This window comes from Mesorhizobium sp. P2_H9 (assembly GCF_056403215.1).
Genome location: NZ_JBFUFX010000010.1, coordinates 82,139 through 101,474 on the forward strand (window position 1 = coordinate 82,139; position 19,336 = coordinate 101,474).

Below are 19,336 nucleotides of genomic sequence, written 5' to 3' on the forward strand. Positions count from 1 at the left end.
CGGTCGACCGCAGGCCGATCCAGCATAGCAAAAAGCCCGCTTCGAGCGGGCTTTTTTATTGCCAGGATTCTTACGGTTTCAGGTTCGCGCCGCGCGGTCCGGCGCCATGCCGTAGTCTTCTGAGCGCTCCACCGCCCGATAGAAATCGGTCAGCTGCTTGCCGCGTTCCGGCTTGAAGTTGCGGCCGGCGATGACCACCGAGGCGAGGCGATCGATGCGGAAGGCGCGGAAATCGTCGCGCATCTCGCACCAGGCGACCAATGTCCACACCTTGCCCCAGAACCACAGGCCAAGCGGCCGGATATCGCGCGCGGTGCCGCGGCCGGCCTCGTCGGAATAGTCGATGGTCAGCACCTGACGCTTTTCGACGGCGCGCTCGATCAGGTCGATTGCTTCCCGTGCGGCATCACTCACCACCCACATCGGCGTGTGGATCTCGGTGCGGGCGATGCGATCCTTCTCGGCGTCGGGCAGCACGGCGCCGATCTTGACCAGCGCCTCCTCGGCGGCCCGCGCCATGGCGGCGCCCCCAAAGGCGCGCACCATGCGGGCGCCGGCGACCAGCGCGACGATCTCGTCACGCGTAAACATCAGCGGCGGAAGGTCGAAACCCTCCCTCATCATGTAGCCGACGCCGGCCTCGCCGTCGATCGGCACCCCGGTCGACTGCAGGTCGGCGATGTCGCGATAGATGGTACGCTCGGAAACCTCGAGCCACGTGCCCAGTTTCTGGGCGGTGACCAGACGGCCACCGCGCAGATGCTGCACGATCTGGAAGAGCCTGTCGGCGCGGCGCATCGTATGGTCCCTTGTTTCTATGCACGTCGTGACCCCAAAACCGGTTCCCGTTTTTGGGCGGCACGCATTATGGTTCCAGCCCTTCGCTCTTGCGCTGCGCGGCAACGAATGCCGTGCCGAAGGACAATTTCTTGGTTGTCGGCGTGTTCGCGTCGAGCACTCGCCAGAATGGCGCAATGTCATTCAACGTCATGCCGCGCTCGAGATCCTCGTTGGCAGCTTCGGCGACAGTGCGCAGATGATAGCCGATGGTGACCGGACATGTCACTTCGGCACCGTGCTCGATGGCGAGCGCGGTGCGCAGGGCACGGACATCCATGTCCACGCCTTTGGGAATTGTACGGATGAACTCATCAACCTGCCTTGCCGTCGGCACCAGCATCGGTTGACCTTCGACGACGTCCGCCATCGTGCGCGGCGTCGGCCTGACGACGTGAGTGCCGGGTGCGTTCAACTTGTCGTTCCAGCCTTTCACCATTCCGGTTGCCCCCCTCTAGACGAACAGCCCAAAGCTGTTGCCGTCCGGGTCGAGGCAATAGGCGAATGTGCCGGCCGGGATTGAGATCGCCGGCGAGACGACCTGGCCGCCATTCTCGGTCACCCGTGCCATCGCGTCTTCAATCGGTGCTGCGACCGACAGATGGATGGTCGGCCCGGTTCCGGGGACAGCCGGTTTTCCGGGATAGACGTGCCCGGACGCCAATCGTTCTTGTGCACTGAACATGGCTATCGGATTGGGACCGCTCTCTTCGAGGGTCAGATCGTTCTGCAGCACCGAGGCGTAGAAGGTGCGCGCCCGATCCATGTCAGTGACCGGTATTTCGAACCATGCCGATGCTTTTGCGGGAATGAAGGCCATATCTCTCTCCTGACATCGCTGCACTATGGCACGCGGCTCCTGACACCATACTGTCAGGAGCCTTCAGCATGCTCTTTGGCCAGCCGGCCAAACATTTCGATGAAAAGGACATTGCTGTTCGGGCACCGCTTGCTCCATCCCATGCGCGCCGAGCCTGTCATGTGGGCGTTGTGACGCCCACATCCAACAGTCGTGGCGAAAAAACTCAATTGCCGCGGATGTGGCGGCCTTCAAACATATCCGGCCAACCAATGTCCTTGCGGACGTCCGGCGGCAGCGAATTCATGAAGCGCTGGGTGCGGATCTCGTTGCGCATCGTCCGGATCTTGCCGACATAGTGCTGGACGCTGCGAAGAATTGTTGAACCGTTCATGGCGACTCTCCTCTGTTTTGATGAGAGCATCATCGCACACCCCTCCTGACAGCAGTCTGTCAGGAGCTTTCAGGGCCTTTGACGATCCTTGCTGCTTGTGCTGGCCTTGCGTTTGAGGCGTACCGATTGTTCGCTATCAGTGTCGACCAAGGTGGAGGTCGTTCAGTCTCCAGCGACGGACTGTCGGCGTTTGCGGCCTTCAGCAATAGGGCTGGCGTTCTGATATGGGAGGAGAACAATTTTCCATAAGAACAGGTCCACGACCTGGGGAGACGACCATGAGCCTGCAACTGACAGGAATTCACCATCTGACCGCAATCACCGCCAATGCGCCCAGGAACCTTCATTTCTACACAAAGGTCTTGGGTTTGCGGCTGGTCAAGAAGACGGTGAACCAGGACGACACGTCGGCCTATCATCTTTTCTATGCCGATGGAGAGGCGACGCCGGGCAGCGACCTTACCTTCTTCGACTGGCCGGTCGGGCGCGAACGCCGAGGCACCCACAGCATCATCCGCACAGGCCTGCGGGTGGGCAGCGCCGAAAGCCTTGCCTGGTGGAAAGAACGCCTGGCCGGCGAAAACATCGCGACTGGAGAGATCGGCGATATTGGCGGCACCCTGTCGCTGGATTTCGAGGACCCCGAGGGCCAGCGCCTGCGTCTTGTCAGCGATGGCGGCGCGGGTGACAGCCACCCTTGGTCGCAAAGCCCGGTGCCGGCCGCGCACCAGATACGCGGGCTCGGGCCGATCGTGATCAGCGTTCCCGATATCACCAACACCGAGGCGGTGCTGACCAGGGTGATGAACATGCGCAAAGGGCGCGACTATGCCTCGCCGGACGGCCAGGGGCAGGTCCACGTCTTCGAAATGGGCCAGGGTGGGCCGGCGGCGGAGCTTCATGTCGCGGTGCAGCCGGGTCTTTCGCCGGCCGGCCAAGGTGCGGGTGCCGTCCATCACGTCGCCTTCCGGGCGCCGGACCAGGCAACGTTGCATCAATGGACGGCGCGGCTGGCGGAGTTCCGCCTGCCGTCAAGCGGCGAGGTCGAGCGTTACTACTTCCGCTCGCTCTACTTCCGCGAACCGAACGGCATCCTGTTCGAGATCGCCACCGACGGACCGGGCTTCACCGCCGACGAGCCGCTGGAGACGCTGGGCGAGAAGCTGGCCTTGCCGCCGTTCCTCGAGCCGAAGCGCGCCGCGATCGAGGCCGGCCTCAAGCCGCTGGCCTAGCGTCTGCCAGGCCAGGCGAAGGAGCGCTTTGACAGCCGGCCCTGATGCTGGTCAAAGGCGGCATGTCGAAACTCCTCGCCCTCGTCATCATCGCCATGATGGCCATCCAACTGATCAAGCCGCTCGGTTGGCCGGGGCTGAAGCGGCGCAGCGATTTCTGGAAGCTGGCCCTGCTGGCGATGGCGGCGATCTCGATCACGGCTGTGCTGGGGCATTGGACCTGAGAGTGGCCGGCCGGCCGTTCATTCGGCGATCACCAGCCCAACGAGATGTTCCGCCCAGGCGCGGTAACCGGCCTCCGATGCGTGAAATCCATCCGACGCGAAGCCGGCCTCGGGGTCGGGGATCGGTAGGCGTGGCGCCGGCACCGCGCCGCGCTCGAAGCAAAGGCGCTCGCCCATGCGGTTCATCTCACTGGCGCGGATCTCGAGGATCTTGCCGAGCAGCGACGGCATTGCCGGCGCACGGGTGAACTCCAGCACCGGCGACCAGACCACGCGCGCCTCCGGCCATTTGGCGCGTAGCGCATAGAGCAGACCGCCAAACTCCTTCTTGAAGCGCGGCACCGAATGAAAATTCTTGGTGTCGTTGGTGCCGATGGCCAGCACGATATGCGTCCACGGATCGGCCGACAGGTTGGGCAGCACGTGGTCGCGGATCTGGCCCGAAGTTGCCGAATTGAAGCCCGCCGCCCGCCAGCGCACGGCGCGGCCGGTGCGTTGCGAGATCAGCGCTGCCAGCTGCGCGGCAAGTCCATTCTCCGAATTGCCGATGCCGACCGAGGCTGCCGAGGAATCGCCCAGCACCAGAAGCGAGATCGTTGGCGCCTTGCCCTTGATATCGTGCATGACCGGGCCTTGCGCCGGCAGCATGCGCGTGGTGCGGCGGCGCACGCCAAGCCCTTGCCAGATGTAGACCGGGAAGGCGAGCCAGGTGAGGAGGGCGAGAAGGCGCACAGCGAAGACCTTGGGACAATCAAAGATGTGCACTTAGCGCATCCGACCTCGCGGGTGAACGACCTTGTTCCGGCCGGTGTCAGCCTTTGCTGTCGTGGCAGCAGCCGTCGCCTTGTGTTCCTGACCTGTCGCCATACTCATCGTGCAACCGCACCCAGTCCATCAGGCTGTGATAGGGACCGGTCTCGTTGCGGCCTTTCGGTGTCATGTCGAGATAGTGATAGGCGCCGATGAGCGGATCGCCGCCCCTGGAGCGCAACATGAAGGTCAGGAAGATGTCGCCTTTCTCGTCCCTGTAGAACACGCTGCAGCCGGCAAGATCCTTCGATGTCCGGGGGCGTGTCTCGAAATTGTAAGTGGTGTCGCCGGCTGCGATCTGCTTGTCGGTGAAGGAAACCTGCATGTCGAAGTTGAAGTCCGAGGCGTAGGCCGACAGCCAGTCGAACTTCCAGCCCATGCGCTGCTTGTAGGGAAGCAGCTCGGCCAGCGGCGCACGCGACACCACGACCAGGGACACATCGTGGTTCCGCAGATGGTGGTTGGCGCCGTCGATGTGGTCGGCAAGGAAGGAACAGCGCTCGCAGCGGTAGTCGGCGCCCGGTCCGAACATGAAGTGGTAGACGATCAGCTGGCTTTTGCCGGCGAACAGGTCGGCCAGCCGCTTCGGTCCCTGTTCGGCCTCGAAGACATAGTCCTTGCGGATTTTCAGCCACGGCAATTCGCGGCGCTCGGCGGCGATGCGATCGCGAAACCGCGTCAATTCCTTCTCGCGCGCCAGATGCGCCTTGTGGGCCTCGAACCAGTCTTCCCGCGAAACGACCTTGTTGCGATGCATGAACTTCTCCCTGTCATTCACCCCAAGGACGTTCGAGATCGGCGCAAACCGACATTGCCGCCAGCTTTCCCAGACAGGAGATAGGCATGCCGCCGCAGTGCCCCAAGCCGGGCGGCGGCAAAACAAAACCCGGGCGCATCGGCCCGGGTTCGGATCAAGATAAATGCGGTGGGATCAGGCAGCCTTTTCCAGGGCCGCCTGCCATTTTCCGAGCGCCGCCAGATGGTTCATGCGGGCGCGGTGGGCGAAGGCGGCCTGGCCGGCAGCGATGTTCGACGCCTTGCCGCTCCAGGCCTTTTGCGGCGCCGCCTGCAGCGCGCGGCCATAGGAGAAGGTCAGCTTCCACGGATGCGGGCCGATGGCATTGATGGCGTTGAGGTTGGCGGTCGCTTCCTCGTCCTCCTGGCCGCCGGAGAGGAAAGCAATGCCCGGCACCGCGGAAGGCACCGTCTGGCGGAACAGCTTTATGGTCTTTTCCGCGACTTCCTCGGGACTGCTCACCTTGCCCGATTTCTTGCCCGCGAGCACCATGTTCGGCTTCAGGATGGTGCCTTCCAGCGCGACGCCGGCCGCATGGAGCTCGTCATAGAGCTTGATCAGCGTCGCCTTGGATATCGCATAGCAAGTGTCGATGTCGTGGGCGCCGTCCATCAACACTTCGGGCTCGACGATCGGCACGATGCCGGCCTCCTGGCAAAGTGCTGCGTAGCGGGCGAGCGCGTGGGCATTGGAGGCGATCGAATTTGTGGAGGGCACGCCCTTGCCGGTGTCGATATCGATCACCGCGCGCCATTTGGCGAAGCGGGCGCCGAGCTTGTAATAGTCGGCGAGGCGCTCGCGCAGGCCGTCGAGACCCTCGGTGACGGTGTCGCCGGGAAAGCCGGCCAGCGGCTTGGCGCCGGCATCGACCTTGATGCCGGGGATCGCGCCGGCAGCCTTGATGATGTCGACCAGCGGCGTGCCGTCGGCGGCCTTCTGGCGGATGGTTTCGTCATAGAGGATGACGCCGGAGATGTATTTGGTCATCGCATCCTTGGCGCGGAACATCATCTCGCGGTAGTCGCGGCGGCTATCGGCGGTGGATTCGACGCCGATGACGTCAAAGCGCTTCTTGATGGTGCCGGAGCTTTCGTCGGCGGCCAGCAGGCCCTTGCCATCGGCCACGATCGCGGCGGCAATGTCTTCGAGACGTTCGCTCATGCTGCTTCTCCTGAAACGGTTTTCCGCGCCAACGGAACTCTACCGCCAAAGGAATGGCGCCGGAAAGCGTGAATCGCTTGAAAGCCGCCGGCCCCCTGTTCGCTCGCGGAGTGTTGACCGGCTCAGCGCTTCAAGACGTCGACGCCGGGCAGCGGCTTGCCTTCCATCCATTCCAGGAATGCGCCGCCGGCGGTCGAGACATAGGTGAAGTCGTCGGCGACGCCGGCATGGTTGAGCGCCGCCACCGTATCGCCACCGCCGGCGACCGAGACCAGCTTTCCGGCCTTGGTGCGCGCCGCCGCATGCTTGGCCGCCGCCACCGTCGCATGGTCGAAGGGCTCGATCTCGAAGGCGCCGAGCGGCCCGTTCCAGACCAGCGTCGCCGCACGGTCGATCCATTCGGCAATGGTTTTCACGGTCTTTTCGCCGACATCGAGGATCATGCCGTCGGCTGGCACCGCCGCTATGGCGACGGTTTCGCTAGCAGCGCCCGCCTTGAATTCCCTGGCGACGACGCCGTCGACCGGCAGGATGATGGCGCAGCCGGCCTCGGCTGCCTCGATCATGATCTGCTTGGCGGTCGGGGCCAGATCATGCTCGCACAGCGATTTGCCGACATCGGTGCCGCGCGCGGCAAGGAAGGTGTTGGCCATGCCGCCGCCGATGACCAGCGCGTCGACCTTTTTCACCAGATTCATCAACAGGTCGATCTTGCTCGAAACCTTGGCGCCACCGACGATTGCGACAACGGGGCGGACGGGATTGCCGAGGCCCTTTTCCAGCGCGTCGAGCTCAGCCTGCATGGTGCGTCCGGCGAAGGCCGGCAGCAGATGCGCCAGCCCTTCGGTCGACGAATGGGCGCGGTGCGCGGCGGAAAAGGCGTCATTGACGAAGATGTCGCCATTGGCAGCCAGCTTTTCGGTGAAGGCCGGATCGTTCTTCTCCTCGGCCTTGTAGAAGCGGGTGTTTTCGAGCAGCAGCACGTCGCCCTTGTTCATGGCGGCAACGGCGCTCGCTGCCTTGTCGCCGATACAGTCCGCAGCAAAGCCAACGGGACGGCCGAGCACGTCGGCAGTCGCCTTGGCGATCGGCTCCAGCGAGAATTCGGGCGAGGGACCGTCCTTGGGCCGGCCGAAATGGGCGAGCAGGATGACCTTGGCGCCTTGGCCGGACAATTCGGCGATGGTCGGCGCGATGCGCTCGATGCGGGTGGCGTCGGTGATCTTGCCGTTGGCGACGGGAACGTTGAGGTCGACGCGCACCAGCACGCGCTTGCCGGAGATGTTGCCGATATCGTCGAGTGTCTTGAAGCCGGCCATGCTGGTCCCTTTCGCGAAAAATCGCCGGGACCATACCCCGCACCGTCGACGATGCAAGACCTGCGACGGGGCGAGGCGGAAAATATGATCCGGCATTTGGGGTCGGGAGCGGTCAGCTCTCGCTCTGTGTCTTTTCCACCACCGGTTCCGGGGCTGGTTCCACCTCGGCCTCGCGGTCGGCAATCTGCTTTTCACCGGGCTTGCGCCAATTGCGGACAATGGCGGAGAGCCGGTCGCGGATTTCGCCGGCACTCAGGAAGACCGGCACCCGCGCCACCGGCGCGGTCGGCTCGAAGGACAGGCCGAGGCCCATGATCTTGCCCTTGTCGTCGACGTCGCGGACGATCAGCTCGATCGGGCCAATCAGCACCCGGTCGGCATATTCGGCATTGCCGCCAAGCCGCGCCGTCACCAAGGCGCCGACGGTGAGCTTTTGCTCTGCCTCGGTCAGGCCCGGTGCATAGGCGGCCTCCAGTTCGGCCGCGGAGCGCGCTGGATCGACGGCGAAGGCGCCGAAGAAATCCACATCCTCGGGATCGACCACGGCGCGGCTGGCGAACAATTTGTCGAGCAGGCGTGGATAGCGGTCCGGCACGAAGATGTAGACTTGGTCGCCGGCGGCCAGCCGGCCCATGTCCTGAAAACGCATCGAGCGCCCGTCGCGCAACACCAACGAGGGCCGCGCCCAGCGCGGAATGCGCTCTCCGCGCGCCACCGGGCTGCCCGGTGCGACGCGGTAGGCAAGCAGTTCGTGATGGGCAGAGCCCGGCAGTTCGAGTTCCACCTTGTCCAGCGGTCCGAGGCGGGCCGGCACGATCAGGCCAAGACGGCGCGCCAACGGTCCGACGGTCCAGCCCTGGAAGACCAGCGACACCAGCACGATGATGAAGGCGGTGTTGAAGATCAGGCGGCCGTTCTCGAGGCCGCCAAGCAGCGGCGTGATGGCGAGCAAGATGGAGACGGCGCCGCGCAGGCCGACCCAGGAGACGAAGGCGACCTCGGGGCGCGGCAGGCGAAACGGGATCAGACACAGCCAGACAGCCAGCGGCCGGGCGATGAAGATCAGGAACAGGCCGAGCAGCACCGCCGGCACCATGATCGCCGGAAACTGCGATGGCGTCGCGAACAGGCCGAGGATCAGGAACATGATGATCTGCGCCAGCCACGACATGCCGTCCTGGAAGCGCTTGAGAATGGTGACGGCGCGGATGTCGGAATTGCCGGCAACCAGGCCGGCGAGATAGACCGCCAGAAAGCCCGAGCCGCCGATGGCGCCGGCGGCGGCGAACACCATCAGCGACAAGGTCAGCACGAAGATCGGCAGCAGGCCGTGATCGAGATTGAGCCGGTCGACGAGGCGCACGATGGCCATGCCGCCGAGAATGCCGACGACGGCGCCAAGCCCCATGTTGAGCAGGAAGCCGAGGACGAGGTTGGTGACCAGAACCTTGGCTTCGGGGTCGGCGTGGGCGGCGATGATCTCGACCAGCGTGATGGTCAGGAAGATGGCGATCGGGTCATTGGTGCCGGATTCGACTTCGAGCGTGGCGCGCACGCGTTCGCGCAGATTGATCTCGCCGGCGCGCAACAGGAAGAACACTGCGGCGGCGTCGGTCGAGGCGACGGCGGCACCGAGCAGGAAGGATTCCAGCCAGGTAAGATCGAGCATATAGTAGGCAGCGGCGCCGAACAGGCCGGTGGTCAACAGGACGCCGACGGTCGCCAACGACAACGCCGGCCCCGCCGCCTGCCGCAAGGCGTTGAGCGGCGTGCCGAAACCGGAATCGAACAGAATGACGGCGAGCGCCAGTGAGCCGGCAAAATAAGCCAGCCGCGCATTGTCGAACTGGATGCCGAGGCCATCGGTTCCGGTGGCCAGGCCGATGCACAAAAACAAGAGCAGGAGGGGAGCGCCGAAGCGGAAGGCGATCAGGCTCGAAAACGCGGCGGCAAGGACAAGCGCAGTGCCGACCAGCGTGACGAGATAGATCGCATGCTCCATCCGTGATTTGCCCCTCGAATTCCTCTTTCTCCCGATTTACGGGAGAGTGGGGCGAAGGCATGGCCAGCGCAAGGCGGGAGGGTGGCTTTTTGCCCTATGCCGCTGATTTTCAGGTATTTTGGCGCTCAGGGCTTCTCCTGAGCCGGTCTAGCGAAAAACGCCCGGACAAAGCCGGGCGTTTCCTGTCACGAGACGATGGTTTCGCGATCAGCCGATGGTCTTGCCGAAGGCCACTGCGGTGTCGGACATGCGGTTGGAGAAGCCCCACTCATTGTCGTACCAGGACAGCACCGAAACGAAGTTGCCGTCCATGACCTTGGTCTGGTCGAGCGCCATGATCGAGGACCGCGGATCATGGTTGAAGTCGATCGAGACGTTCGGATGATGGGTGACGCCGAGGATACCCTTGAGCTTGCCGTTGGAGGCGGCGATGACCGCTTCGTTGATTTCCTGGACGGTGGTCGCGCGCTTGGCGATGAACTTGAAATCGACGACCGAGACGTTCGGGGTCGGCACGCGGATCGAGATACCGTCGAGCTTGCCCTTGAGGTCGGGCAGGACGAGGCCGATCGCCTTGGCGGCACCGGTCGAGGTCGGGATCTGCGACAGAGCGGCAGCGCGGGCGCGGTAGAGATCCTTGTGCATGGTGTCCAGCGTCGGCTGGTCGCCCGTGTAGGAGTGGATCGTCGTCATCATGCCCTTCTCGATGCCGACGGTCTCGTGCAGCACCGCTGCCAGTGGCGCCAGGCAGTTGGTGGTGCACGACGCGTTCGAGATGATGATGTGGTCCTTGGTCAGCTTGTCGTGGTTGATGCCGTAGACGACGGTGAGATCGGCACCGTCGGCAGGTGCGGAGACCAGCACGCGCTTGGCGCCGGCGGTCAGGTGCGCGGCGGCCTTGTCGCGGGCGGTGAAGATGCCGGTGCATTCGAGCGCGATGTCGATGCCGAGTTCCTTCCACGGCAGCTGCGTCGGATCCTTGATCGCGGTGACCTTGAACTTTTCCTTGCCGACGGTGATCTGGTCGCCATCGACAGTCACTTCATGCGGGAAGCGGCCGTGCACGCTGTCGTAACGCAGGAGATGCGCGTTGGTCTCGACCGGGCCGAGATCGTTGACGGCGATGACATCGATGTCCTTACGGCCGGATTCGTGGATGGCGCGCAGGATGTTGCGGCCGATGCGGCCGAATCCGTTGATGGCTACTCTGACGGTCATTTTTCTCTCCCTGGGAGCTGGAAGGCTGACGATGGGTCCGCAGCTTCATAGCGGCGGACGGACAAAGAATCCAGCCGCAGCGACGTGGATTTAAATCGATTAGGTTGGGCCAGCCCCGCGAAACCGTCTTACCCGATTTCGCGGGGGCTTAGTTCTTTACTTAGCGTGCAGGCGGGTTTCCGCCGCCTTGGCAGCCGCTTCGGCGGTGATGCCGAAATGCGGATAAAGCTGTTCGATCGTGCCGGAAGCGCCGAAGCCGGTCATGCCGATGAAGATGCCGTCGGAACCGATCAGATGATCCCAGCCCTGGCGGATGCCCGCTTCGATCGCCATCTTGATGGGGGCGTTGCCGATCGTCTTCTTGCGGTAGTCGGCGCTCTGCTGGTCGAACAGTTCGAAGCAGGGAACCGAGACGACGCGGGTCGGATGGCCGTGTTTTTCCAGCAAGTCACGGGCAGCGACCGCGATCTCGACCTCGGAGCCCGACGCAAAGATGGTCACCGCCGCTTCACCGCTGGCGGCGACGAGCTCATAGGCGCCCTGGCGGCTGAGGTTCTTGGCGACGAATTCGGTGCGCACCGTCGGCAGGTTCTGCCGGGTCAGCGCCAGCGTCGAAGGCGTTTTTTCCGCTTCGATGGCCAACTGCCAACATTCGGCGGTTTCGACCGCGTCGGCCGGACGGAAGAAATTGTGGTTCGGGATGGCGCGCAATGCGGCCATGTGCTCGACCGGTTGGTGGGTCGGGCCGTCTTCGCCCAGACCAATGGAATCATGGGTCATGACGAAGATCGAGCGGATGCCCATCAGCGAGGCAAGCCGCATCGCCGGACGCGCATAGTCGGAGAAGCACAGGAAGGTGCCGCCATAGGCGATAAGGCCGCCATGCAGCGTCAGGCCGTTGATCGCGGCGGCCATGCCATGCTCGCGGATGCCGTAGTGGACATAGCGCTGGCCGTAATCGTCGGCTGTGATGTTCTTGGTCTGGCTGGTCTTGGTGTTGTTGGAACCGGTCAGGTCGGCAGAACCACTGATGGCCTCAGGCACCGCGCCGTTGATGACTTCCAGCGCCATCTCCGACGATTTGCGGGTGGCGACCTTCGGCTTGTCGGCCGCAAGCTTCTTCTTGTAGTCGGCGATGACGGCGTCGAAATTCGACGGCAGCTTGCCTGCGATGCGACGTTCGAATTCAGCCTTCAACTTGGCGTCGGCCTTGGCCAGGCGGCCTTCCCAGTCGGTGCGGGCCTTGACGCCGGTCTTGCCGGCGCCGCGCCAGGCGTCGAGGATGTCGGCCGGAATCTCGAAGGGGGGCGAATCCCAGTTGAAGAACTTGCGCGCGCCGGCGATCTCGTCGGCGCCGAGCGGCGAGCCGTGTGCCTTGTTGGTGCCGGCCTTGGTCGGTGCGCCGAAGCCGATGGTCGTCTTGCAGGCGATCATGGTCGGCTTGTCGGAATGGCGGGCCGCCTCGATGGCGTAGGCGATGGCTTCCGGATCGGTGCCGTCGATGTGGCTGGCGTTCCAGCCCGAGGCCTGGAAGCGGGCGACCTGGTCGGTGTTGTCGGCCAAGGAGACGGGACCGTCGATCGAGATGTTGTTGTTGTCCCAGAAGACGATCAGCTTGTTGAGCTTGAGATGGCCGGCAAGCGCGATGGCTTCCTGGGAAATGCCTTCCATCAGGCAGCCGTCGCCGGCCAGCACATAGGTGTAGTGGTTGACGAGGTCGTTGCCGAAGGCGGCGTTCATGATGCGCTCACCGAGCGCGAAGCCGACCGAATTGGCGAGACCCTGGCCGAGCGGGCCGGTCGTCGTCTCGATGCCGGCGGCGTGGCCGTATTCGGGATGCCCCGCCGTCTTCGATCCCAGCTGGCGGAAGCTCTTGATCTGGTCGATCGTGATGTCCTCGTAGCCGGTGAGGTAGAGCAGCGAATAGAGCAGCATCGAACCGTGGCCGGCCGACAGGATGAAGCGGTCGCGGTCGGCCCAGTGCGGGGCCTTGGCGTCATATTTCAGGAAGCGCGTGAACAGCACCGTGGCGATGTCGGCGCAGCCCATGGGCAGGCCGGGGTGGCCCGACTGGGCCTTCTCGACCGCATCCATGGAAAGAAAACGGATCGCATTGGCCATCCGGTCATGTTGTTCACGCGAGGTCATGCTTCCTCCAATATGGGGGGTTGGGGCCTTGGGAGAGCCCTTGAAAAGGGTGCGCGACACATAGCAGGCGCGGCTTTTTAGTCAACAAATCGGTGCGCTTTTGCCGGTCTCGTGATGGTGGGTGTCCCGGTACATTAGCGTTAGCGGGGGACAGTCGCGAGAGCTTTGTTGACGTCGCCTTCACACGGCGCCTAATGTTTCCCAGATAACGCGTTCTGAATGCGAATGATTCGGTGATGGGCAGGGCACAGGACTAAGGCCATGACCGGGGAAACGACACTCAAGGAAGTCATCGCCAGGCTGGGTAAAGCCATCGAGGGGCTGGAAAACGCGGTCGCGGCCAAGCTCGAGCATGAGCGGGATTATTCCGAATCCGAGGCCGAGGTGCAGCGCATGAACGCCGACCGTTCACGGCTGGCGCAGGAACTCGACAATTCCGAAGCCCGCGCCGAACGGCTGGAAGACGCCAACAAGGAAGTGTCGCGCCGACTGGTGACCGCCATGGAAACCATCCGCGCGGTGCTAGACAGGTAGGCTCATGGCACAAGTCACGGTTTCCATCGACGGCAAGCAATATCGGATGGCCTGCGACGAAGGCCAGGAAGAGCACCTGATCGATCTTGCCGAGCGCTTCGACCGCTATGTCTCGCATCTGAAGGATTCGTTTGGCGAGATCGGCGACCAGCGGCTGACCGTCATGGCGGGCATCATGGTCATGGACGAGCTGTCGGAACTGCAAAAACGCGTCAAGGGCATGGAAAGCGAAGTGCTGACGCTGCGCAAGACGCGCGACGACGCGCTGACCAAAGCCGACAAGAACGACAGCGTGCTGACCGGCGCGCTTGGCGCGCTCGCCCAGCGCATGGAAGACCTGGCGACGTCGCTGGCGGTGAAGAAAGCCTGAGCCGCAGAAAATCCTGTCGCCGACTGCCGGCAGGGGCGAAAAATTTTCGCCCGCCGATGGCAATGCCTACCCTCTGAGCGTTTGATCGATGCCGTCATGGTGCTAGGATCGATTGCCGGCGCCGGCCGGTATTTCACAAGGGGTAGGGTCATGAGTGTTCGTATCAACGATATCGCGCCGGATTTCACGGCGGAGACCACGCAAGGCACGATCAACTTCCATGAATGGATCGGCGACGGCTGGGCTGTGCTGTTCAGCCATCCGAAGAATTTCACGCCGGTCTGCACCACCGAGCTCGGCACGATGGCCGGGCTGGAAGGCGAGTTCAAGAAACGCAACGTCAAGATCATCGGCATCTCGGTCGATCCGGTCGCGAGCCATGACAAGTGGCAGGCCGACATCAAGACGGCGACCGGCCAGACGGTGAATTATCCGCTGATCGGCGACAAGGAGCTCAAGGTCGCCAAGCTCTATGAGATGCTGCCGGCGGGCGCCGGCGAAACCTCGGAAGGGCGCACGCCGGCCGACAACGCCACGGTGCGCTCGGTCTACGTCATCGGGCCGGACAAGAAGATCAAGCTGGTGCTGACCTATCCGATGACCACCGGCCGCAATTTCGATGAGATCCTGCGCGTCATCGATTCCATCCAGCTGACGGCCAAGCACCAGGTGGCCACGCCGGCGAACTGGAAGCAGGGCGAGGATGTCATCATCACCGCCGCCGTCTCCAACGAGGACGCGATCAAGCGTTTTGGCGCCTATGAGACGATCCTGCCGTATCTCAGGAAGACCAAGCAGCCTACCGCCTAGATTCAGGTGATGCCGGCCTGCAAATGGCGGTTTCCTGCGCTTCCGGTGCTCACGTACGAAAAGTACGCTCCGCTCCGGTTCTCGGAAGCCACCATTTTCGGCTCGGCCTGACCTGAATCTCGTCACGCCCTGGAGCGAGCGACAAAAAAACGGCGGCGCCAGATTCTGGCGCCGCCGTTTTGTTATTGCTTAATGCGCGGTGGCTTTACGCCGCCGGCTGTACCTCGATGGTGCGCAGTGCCTGCATCTGGCGCTTGGCCGCGGCCTTGACCGCGTCCTGCACCTTCTCGAAGGCGCGCACCTCGATCTGGCGCACGCGCTCGCGGCTGATATCGAACTCGGCCGACAGCTCTTCCAGCGTCAGCGGCTCCTCGGCGAGGCGGCGTGCTTCGAAGATGCGCCGTTCGCGCTCGTTGAGCACGGCAAGAGCGCCCGACAGCATGCCGCGCCGGTTTTCCAGCTCGTCCTGCTCGATCAGCATCTCTTCCTGGCTTTCGTGGTCGTCGACCAGCCAGTCCTGCCATTCGCCGGATTCGCCTTCGCTGGCGCGGATCGGCGCGTTGAGCGAAGCGTCGCCCGACAGGCGGCGGTTCATCGACACCACTTCGGCTTCTGACACGTTCAGCCTTGTCGCGATCTCGGTGATCTGGTCGGGCTTCAAATCGCCGTCGTCGAGCGCCTGGATCTTGCCCTTCACCTTGCGAAGGTTGAAGAACAGGCGCTTCTGGTTGGCGGTTGTGCCCATCTTGACCAGGCTCCACGAGCGCAGGATGTACTCCTGGATCGAGGCCTTGATCCACCACATGGCGTATGTCGCGAGGCGGAAGCCGCGCTCGGGTTCGAATTTCTTGACGGCCTGCATCAGGCCGACATTGCCTTCCGAGATCACTTCACCGATCGGCAGGCCGTAGCCGCGATAGCCCATGGCGATTTTGGCAACGAGCCGAAGGTGGCTGGTGACGAGCTTGTGCGCAGCCGTGGTGTCCTCATGCTCGGCGTAACGCTTGGCGAGCATGTACTCTTCCTGCGGCTGCAGCATCGGAAAGCGGCGGATTTCTTCCAGGTAGCGGCTGAGGCCGCCTTCGCCGGAAACAATACTGGGTAATGACTGGGCCATGATAGCGCCCCCTCTCTCTTGGAGTGATGCCCCCGAAACGCGGCGGGCATGTGACGCGAACGCCAAAAGGCTCATCCGCGACAACGAATTCATATAGGAACAAAACCAGAAAAGACAGGCATTTGTTCAACACGAAACAGTGTGTCACGCCAAAGTGAACAATGCCGCTCAGGTTTTAGGAGACCGTTCAGAGTTTGCGAAAGCCGCCGACGAGTTCCTCCATGTCCCCCGGTATCGGCGCCTCGAACCTCATCGATAAATGGGTAGTGGGGTGCCGAAATGCAAGGAGGCGGGCATGCAAAGCCTGTCGTGGAAATGCCTTCACCAAGGCCTTCAACGGTTCGGGCAGCCGGTTGGCCTTGGTGCGAAAGGCTTGCCCATAATCGGGATCGCCGACGACGGGATGGCCGATATGCGCCATGTGGACGCGGATCTGGTGGGTGCGGCCGGTCTCCAGCCGGCATTCGACCATGCTCGCCGTGGCGAATTCCTGCTGCTGTTCGCCAAAACGCTCCAGCACGATGAAATGGGTGATGGCGTGGCGGGCGTCGTCGCGCCCCGCCGGCACCACGGCGCGGCGCACGCGGTCGGCGGCACGGCCTAGCGGCGCATCGACCTTTCCGGTCGGCCTCGTCGGTATGCCCCAGACCAGCGCCAGATAGGCGCGTTCGAGGTCGCCGGTCAGGCCGTGGTCGGCAAAGGCTTCCGACAACGCCTTGTGCGCGCGATCGGTCTTGGCGACGACCATGACGCCGCTGGTTTCCTTGTCGAGCCGGTGCACGATGCCTGGCCGCCTGACGCCGCCAATGCCGGAAAGACTGTCGCCGCAGTGATGGATCAGCGCGTTGACCAGCGTGCCGGTCCAGTTGCCGGCGCCGGGATGCACGACCAGCCCGGCCGGCTTGTTGATGACGATCAGTTCGGCGTCTTCGTAAAGCACATCCAGCGCGATCGCCTCGCCTTGCGGTTCGGCCGGCTCCGGTTCCGGCGTCACAACCGACACGCGCTCGCCGGCGGCCATCTTGCGCTTGGTCTCGTCGACCGGCTTGCCGTTGACGCTGACCGCGCCCTGCTTGATCAACATCTGCACCCGGCTGCGCGACATGTCCGGGCCGAGTTGGCCGGCCAGCCATTGGTCGAGCCGCTGGCCGGCCGCGTCAGCGCCGGCTTCCAGCGTGATCGGCGCGGCCTCTATGAATTGCTGGGTCTCTTCGCTATGAGCGCTCATCGAAAAAATTCCGGAATTTTTGCCATGGCCAGGCCGCTTGCCGACGAAGACCAGGAAAAACCGCTCGACCCCGAGGTCGAAAGCGTGCGGAAGAAACTCCTGCGCTTCATGGCCATCAATCTCGGCCTGCTGTTGCTCGCCCTTATGGTGGTGATCGGAGCGCTTGTCTACAAAGCCCGCAATGCGCCTGCCGTCAGCCCGCCACTGGCCAGCGACATCCAGGTGCCTGCCGGTGAGCCGCTGACCGGCGACATCGTGCTGCCGGTCGGCACGAAAATCGTCAGCCAGTCGCTGTCCGGCGACCGCATCTCGATCGACGCAGAGCTTGCGGACGGCGGCCGCACCATCTTTGTCTATGACATCAATGAGCGCCGCATCGTCGGCCGCTTTGCAATCCGCAACAAATAGCGGGCCGCAAATGCAGCAAACAAGTTTGCAGCAGATATGACCGGGTTTGCCGAGAGCCGTCGCATCGCCACCGTCACGCTCGTCGTCGCCGATTATGACGAGGCGATCGCCTGGTATGTCGGCAGGCTTGGCTTTGCGCTGACCGACGACATCGATCTCGGTGACGGCAAGCGCTGGGTGACGGTGACGCCGTCGACCGGACAAGGCGCGCGGCTGCTGCTGGCCGAGGCCGCGGACGATGTGCAGAAAAGCCGCATCGGCAACCAGACGGGCGGCCGGGTTTTCCTGTTCCTCGAAACCGACGACTTTGCCCGCGACCACGCAGCGATGCTCGAAAACGGCGTCGAGTTCCATGAGACGCCACGCCACGAGCCCTATGGCACCGTGGCGGTTTTCGCCGACCTCTACGGCAATCTCTGGGACCTGATCGAGCCGAAACGCCAGGCCTGAAACGGCCCGGATTCTACGGACGGCTGATTGTCCCGAAGCCCCGTTGCTTTTTCTCAGCCGTCAGCCTATATCGCCGGTTCTTGAACGCGCCCATCGTCTAGCGGTCAGGACACCGCCCTCTCACGGCGGGAACAGGGGTTCGATTCCCCTTGGGCGTACCAAGCAAATCAATCACTTAGGCCGACTGGGTTGTAAACCGTCAAATAACGGTCAAATATGCCTTCCGTACGAGCCCCGTTTTGGCGCTTTGCGACAGCACCCGGCTACCAGCGCGGCTTCCGCGATAACACCATAGGCGTCGGCGATCTGTCTGTTAGCTTATGGGCGGCGGACTAGTTCCGCCAGGCCGGCGCCCTCCCCAATAGGCACCCCAACCCGCCCTTGCGGCGCCGGCCATCTCTCCCCTAGCGAAATCGTCAATCGCGCCCTTGCTGGGGCGAAGCTTGCGCTGCATCCTCGGCGCAACGCGAGGGGGCGCTAAGTATGGGCGAAAGGGCAAGGGTTGTGGTCGTCGCTGTCGTCGCACTCGGCCTTGTCTGGATCTTCAAGGGCCATGACAGGAGCCCGATCGCGTCCAGCGGCGCTGCCTCGGGCGTCAATGCCGGAGTCTACGAAGGCTGCGCCAAGATCAACGCGAAAGCCGTCCTTGCTTCATGGGATAGCACGATCGACAGCATTAGGCGCAGCGAGGCAACCGATTTCAGCGGCCCTCAAATGTTCGTCCAAGTCTCGACCGAAAGATGGAGTGCTGCCGGCCGTGACGGGCAACTGAGCATCGCGGTCGCTGCGTACTGCGAGGTCGCCGATTCGCATGGCAAGGGCGTAGCCATCATAAAGGGAAGCCTTGATGAGAAACTCGGCGGCGTCGTTGACGGCAACTACATGAGCCCATGATCTTAAAGGGCTATCTCTTCGGCTTCGGCGTGATCTCCTCGATCTGCGTCTTTTACGCCGATCTCCTCGGGCTTCCGCGATCACGCCATACGCTAACGTCGTCCCGCAGTTCACAATACAACTACAAGCGGTCGATTCCTTAGGGATGTTAGCCGCCATCAGAGGTCCGTCGCGTGGGGGCACGCGGCGGACCTTTCATTGATGATCAGGGGACTATGTTTTCAGCGCCGTTAGCGGCGCGCTTATGCGCTACTCCACCCTTGGGTTGCGTCCTTCGGCCATTTGGTTGTGTTCCAGCTATATTAGCAGGAGCGTATATAGCAGTCAGCCGGCACCGCCGCCTGAGCCCCCCGGCTAGGCCCGGTATTTGCTGGCCCCCCCCGCTGGCGAGTGCCGGGCCGCTTCTGTCATCCCCGTCTTTGGCCTTGCCGTAGGCGTTCGGGCTGGTATCCGGCGTGTAGATCAGACCGACTCTCTTGCTGCCGCACTTGGCGCATTTGAGCTTTGGAATGAGGTCATCCGCCATGGCTGGCGCCTCTCGGCCGAAGCGGTCGCTCAGCTTCACTAGGTCGAGCTTTTGGCTAT

General features: G+C 63.2%; 21 protein-coding genes and 1 tRNA gene. 9 read left to right on the plus strand and 13 right to left on the minus strand.

What is annotated here, in order from left to right; genetic code table 11:
• Nucleotides 1-78: 78 nt before the first annotated feature.
• The 4 genes from AC1DXN_RS20015 to AC1DXN_RS20030 form a co-directional block, all read right to left on the minus strand.
• A complete protein-coding gene (locus AC1DXN_RS20015) occupies nt 79-798 on the minus strand; it encodes a helix-turn-helix transcriptional regulator (RefSeq protein ID WP_477246294.1) in 720 nt (239 codons plus the stop codon).
• Between the two features lie 67 nt (nt 799-865).
• The gene (locus tag AC1DXN_RS20020; protein WP_477270788.1) at nt 866-1,276 is read right to left on the minus strand and encodes a hypothetical protein; all 411 of its coding nucleotides are present in this window, start codon (nt 1,274-1,276) and stop codon (nt 866-868) included.
• 15 nt (nt 1,277-1,291) lie between these two features.
• A complete protein-coding gene (locus AC1DXN_RS20025; protein ID WP_477270790.1) occupies nt 1,292-1,657 on the minus strand; it encodes a VOC family protein in 366 nt (121 codons plus the stop codon).
• Nucleotides 1,658-1,862: 205 nt separating this feature from the next.
• A complete protein-coding gene (locus AC1DXN_RS20030) occupies nt 1,863-2,030 on the minus strand; it encodes a hypothetical protein (protein ID WP_477246300.1) in 168 nt (55 codons plus the stop codon).
• 278 nt (nt 2,031-2,308) lie between these two features.
• On the opposite strand from AC1DXN_RS20030, the gene AC1DXN_RS20035 reads away from it, so the two are divergent.
• The gene (locus AC1DXN_RS20035) at nt 2,309-3,262 is read left to right on the plus strand and encodes a ring-cleaving dioxygenase (protein ID WP_477270792.1); all 954 of its coding nucleotides are present in this window, start codon (nt 2,309-2,311) and stop codon (nt 3,260-3,262) included.
• A 62-nt stretch (nt 3,263-3,324) separates the two neighbouring features.
• Entirely contained in the window at nt 3,325-3,486 is a 162-nt protein-coding gene (locus AC1DXN_RS20040) for a hypothetical protein (RefSeq protein ID WP_195177932.1), read from the plus strand.
• Between the two features lie 18 nt (nt 3,487-3,504).
• Here the strand turns inward: AC1DXN_RS20040 and AC1DXN_RS20045 are convergent, their stop codons facing one another.
• The 7 genes from AC1DXN_RS20045 to tkt form a co-directional block, all read right to left on the minus strand.
• The gene (locus AC1DXN_RS20045; RefSeq protein WP_477271481.1) at nt 3,505-4,218 is read right to left on the minus strand and encodes an SGNH/GDSL hydrolase family protein; all 714 of its coding nucleotides are present in this window, start codon (nt 4,216-4,218) and stop codon (nt 3,505-3,507) included.
• Between the two features lie 79 nt (nt 4,219-4,297).
• The gene (locus AC1DXN_RS20050; protein ID WP_477270794.1) at nt 4,298-5,053 is read right to left on the minus strand and encodes a DUF899 domain-containing protein; all 756 of its coding nucleotides are present in this window, start codon (nt 5,051-5,053) and stop codon (nt 4,298-4,300) included.
• Between the two features lie 174 nt (nt 5,054-5,227).
• Nucleotides 5,228-6,253: a class I fructose-bisphosphate aldolase gene (locus AC1DXN_RS20055; RefSeq protein ID WP_477270796.1), complete on the minus strand. Its 1,026-nt coding sequence runs from the start codon at nt 6,251-6,253 to the stop codon at nt 5,228-5,230.
• A gap of 122 nt (nt 6,254-6,375) precedes the next feature.
• The gene (locus AC1DXN_RS20060; RefSeq protein ID WP_477270798.1) at nt 6,376-7,572 is read right to left on the minus strand and encodes a phosphoglycerate kinase; all 1,197 of its coding nucleotides are present in this window, start codon (nt 7,570-7,572) and stop codon (nt 6,376-6,378) included.
• Between the two features lie 112 nt (nt 7,573-7,684).
• Nucleotides 7,685-9,574 (minus strand): potassium/proton antiporter, encoded by a 1,890-nt coding sequence (locus tag AC1DXN_RS20065; protein WP_477421635.1) that lies wholly within the window; start codon nt 9,572-9,574, stop codon nt 7,685-7,687.
• 207 nt (nt 9,575-9,781) lie between these two features.
• Complete coding sequence (gap, locus tag AC1DXN_RS20070; protein WP_477270802.1) at nt 9,782-10,792, minus strand: type I glyceraldehyde-3-phosphate dehydrogenase; 1,011 nt, start codon at nt 10,790-10,792, stop codon at nt 9,782-9,784.
• Nucleotides 10,793-10,948: 156 nt separating this feature from the next.
• Complete coding sequence (gene tkt / locus AC1DXN_RS20075) at nt 10,949-12,940, minus strand: transketolase (RefSeq protein WP_477270804.1); 1,992 nt, start codon at nt 12,938-12,940, stop codon at nt 10,949-10,951.
• A gap of 261 nt (nt 12,941-13,201) precedes the next feature.
• On the opposite strand from tkt, the gene AC1DXN_RS20080 reads away from it, so the two are divergent.
• From AC1DXN_RS20080 to AC1DXN_RS20090, 3 genes are all read left to right on the plus strand, one after another.
• Nucleotides 13,202-13,474 carry a DUF4164 domain-containing protein gene (locus tag AC1DXN_RS20080; RefSeq protein WP_477246318.1) on the plus strand — a complete coding sequence of 91 codons (273 nt, stop codon included), beginning with the start codon at nt 13,202-13,204 and terminating at the stop codon, nt 13,472-13,474.
• A gap of 4 nt (nt 13,475-13,478) precedes the next feature.
• Nucleotides 13,479-13,844, plus strand: a complete 366-nt coding sequence (locus AC1DXN_RS20085) for a cell division protein ZapA (RefSeq protein WP_258606986.1) — start codon at nt 13,479-13,481, stop codon at nt 13,842-13,844.
• Nucleotides 13,845-13,994: 150 nt separating this feature from the next.
• Nucleotides 13,995-14,654 (plus strand): peroxiredoxin, encoded by a 660-nt coding sequence (locus AC1DXN_RS20090; protein WP_477246320.1) that lies wholly within the window; start codon nt 13,995-13,997, stop codon nt 14,652-14,654.
• A gap of 205 nt (nt 14,655-14,859) precedes the next feature.
• Here AC1DXN_RS20090 and rpoH read toward each other — a convergent pair whose 3' ends face one another.
• Both rpoH and AC1DXN_RS20100 read right to left on the minus strand, forming a co-directional pair.
• Nucleotides 14,860-15,771, minus strand: coding sequence for an RNA polymerase sigma factor RpoH (gene rpoH / locus AC1DXN_RS20095; protein ID WP_477246322.1), 912 nt, complete (start codon nt 15,769-15,771; stop codon nt 14,860-14,862).
• 187 nt (nt 15,772-15,958) lie between these two features.
• The gene (locus tag AC1DXN_RS20100) at nt 15,959-16,999 is read right to left on the minus strand and encodes an RluA family pseudouridine synthase (protein ID WP_477270806.1); all 1,041 of its coding nucleotides are present in this window, start codon (nt 16,997-16,999) and stop codon (nt 15,959-15,961) included.
• A gap of 24 nt (nt 17,000-17,023) precedes the next feature.
• On the opposite strand from AC1DXN_RS20100, the gene AC1DXN_RS20105 reads away from it, so the two are divergent.
• The 4 genes from AC1DXN_RS20105 (at nt 17,024) to AC1DXN_RS20120 (ending at nt 18,751) form a co-directional block, all read left to right on the plus strand.
• Nucleotides 17,024-17,407: a fimbrial protein gene (locus AC1DXN_RS20105; protein WP_477270808.1), complete on the plus strand. Its 384-nt coding sequence runs from the start codon at nt 17,024-17,026 to the stop codon at nt 17,405-17,407.
• Between the two features lie 36 nt (nt 17,408-17,443).
• Entirely contained in the window at nt 17,444-17,857 is a 414-nt protein-coding gene (locus AC1DXN_RS20110) for a VOC family protein (protein ID WP_477270810.1), read from the plus strand.
• A gap of 86 nt (nt 17,858-17,943) precedes the next feature.
• A tRNA-Glu gene (locus AC1DXN_RS20115) sits at nt 17,944-18,018 on the plus strand.
• Nucleotides 18,019-18,340: 322 nt separating this feature from the next.
• The gene (locus AC1DXN_RS20120) at nt 18,341-18,751 is read left to right on the plus strand and encodes a hypothetical protein (protein WP_477270812.1); all 411 of its coding nucleotides are present in this window, start codon (nt 18,341-18,343) and stop codon (nt 18,749-18,751) included.
• Nucleotides 18,752-19,336: the final 585 nt, after the last annotated feature.

Excerpts from the sequence above, each read along its gene's own strand:
- AC1DXN_RS20080 (WP_477246318.1), top strand. The coding sequence starts at position 13,202 with ATGACCGGGGAAACGACACTCAAGGAAGTCATCGCCAGGCTGGGTAAA.
- gap (WP_477270802.1), bottom strand. The coding sequence starts at position 10,792 with ATGACCGTCAGAGTAGCCATCAACGGATTCGGCCGCATCGGCCGCAAC.
- rpoH (WP_477246322.1), bottom strand. The coding sequence starts at position 15,771 with ATGGCCCAGTCATTACCCAGTATTGTTTCCGGCGAAGGCGGCCTCAGC.
- AC1DXN_RS20090 (WP_477246320.1), top strand. The coding sequence starts at position 13,995 with ATGAGTGTTCGTATCAACGATATCGCGCCGGATTTCACGGCGGAGACC.
- AC1DXN_RS20085 (WP_258606986.1), top strand. The coding sequence starts at position 13,479 with ATGGCACAAGTCACGGTTTCCATCGACGGCAAGCAATATCGGATGGCC.
- AC1DXN_RS20055 (WP_477270796.1), bottom strand. The coding sequence starts at position 6,253 with ATGAGCGAACGTCTCGAAGACATTGCCGCCGCGATCGTGGCCGATGGC.
- AC1DXN_RS20060 (WP_477270798.1), bottom strand. The coding sequence starts at position 7,572 with ATGGCCGGCTTCAAGACACTCGACGATATCGGCAACATCTCCGGCAAG.
- AC1DXN_RS20065 (WP_477421635.1), bottom strand. The coding sequence starts at position 9,574 with ATGGAGCATGCGATCTATCTCGTCACGCTGGTCGGCACTGCGCTTGTC.
- AC1DXN_RS20040 (WP_195177932.1), top strand. The coding sequence starts at position 3,325 with ATGTCGAAACTCCTCGCCCTCGTCATCATCGCCATGATGGCCATCCAA.
- AC1DXN_RS20030 (WP_477246300.1), bottom strand. The coding sequence starts at position 2,030 with ATGAACGGTTCAACAATTCTTCGCAGCGTCCAGCACTATGTCGGCAAG.
- AC1DXN_RS20015 (WP_477246294.1), bottom strand. The coding sequence starts at position 798 with ATGCGCCGCGCCGACAGGCTCTTCCAGATCGTGCAGCATCTGCGCGGT.
- AC1DXN_RS20110 (WP_477270810.1), top strand. The coding sequence starts at position 17,444 with ATGACCGGGTTTGCCGAGAGCCGTCGCATCGCCACCGTCACGCTCGTC.
- AC1DXN_RS20105 (WP_477270808.1), top strand. The coding sequence starts at position 17,024 with ATGGCCAGGCCGCTTGCCGACGAAGACCAGGAAAAACCGCTCGACCCC.
- AC1DXN_RS20035 (WP_477270792.1), top strand. The coding sequence starts at position 2,309 with ATGAGCCTGCAACTGACAGGAATTCACCATCTGACCGCAATCACCGCC.
- tkt (WP_477270804.1), bottom strand. The coding sequence starts at position 12,940 with ATGACCTCGCGTGAACAACATGACCGGATGGCCAATGCGATCCGTTTT.
- AC1DXN_RS20100 (WP_477270806.1), bottom strand. The coding sequence starts at position 16,999 with ATGAGCGCTCATAGCGAAGAGACCCAGCAATTCATAGAGGCCGCGCCG.
- AC1DXN_RS20025 (WP_477270790.1), bottom strand. The coding sequence starts at position 1,657 with ATGGCCTTCATTCCCGCAAAAGCATCGGCATGGTTCGAAATACCGGTC.
- AC1DXN_RS20120 (WP_477270812.1), top strand. The coding sequence starts at position 18,341 with ATGGGCGAAAGGGCAAGGGTTGTGGTCGTCGCTGTCGTCGCACTCGGC.
- AC1DXN_RS20020 (WP_477270788.1), bottom strand. The coding sequence starts at position 1,276 with ATGGTGAAAGGCTGGAACGACAAGTTGAACGCACCCGGCACTCACGTC.
- AC1DXN_RS20050 (WP_477270794.1), bottom strand. The coding sequence starts at position 5,053 with ATGCATCGCAACAAGGTCGTTTCGCGGGAAGACTGGTTCGAGGCCCAC.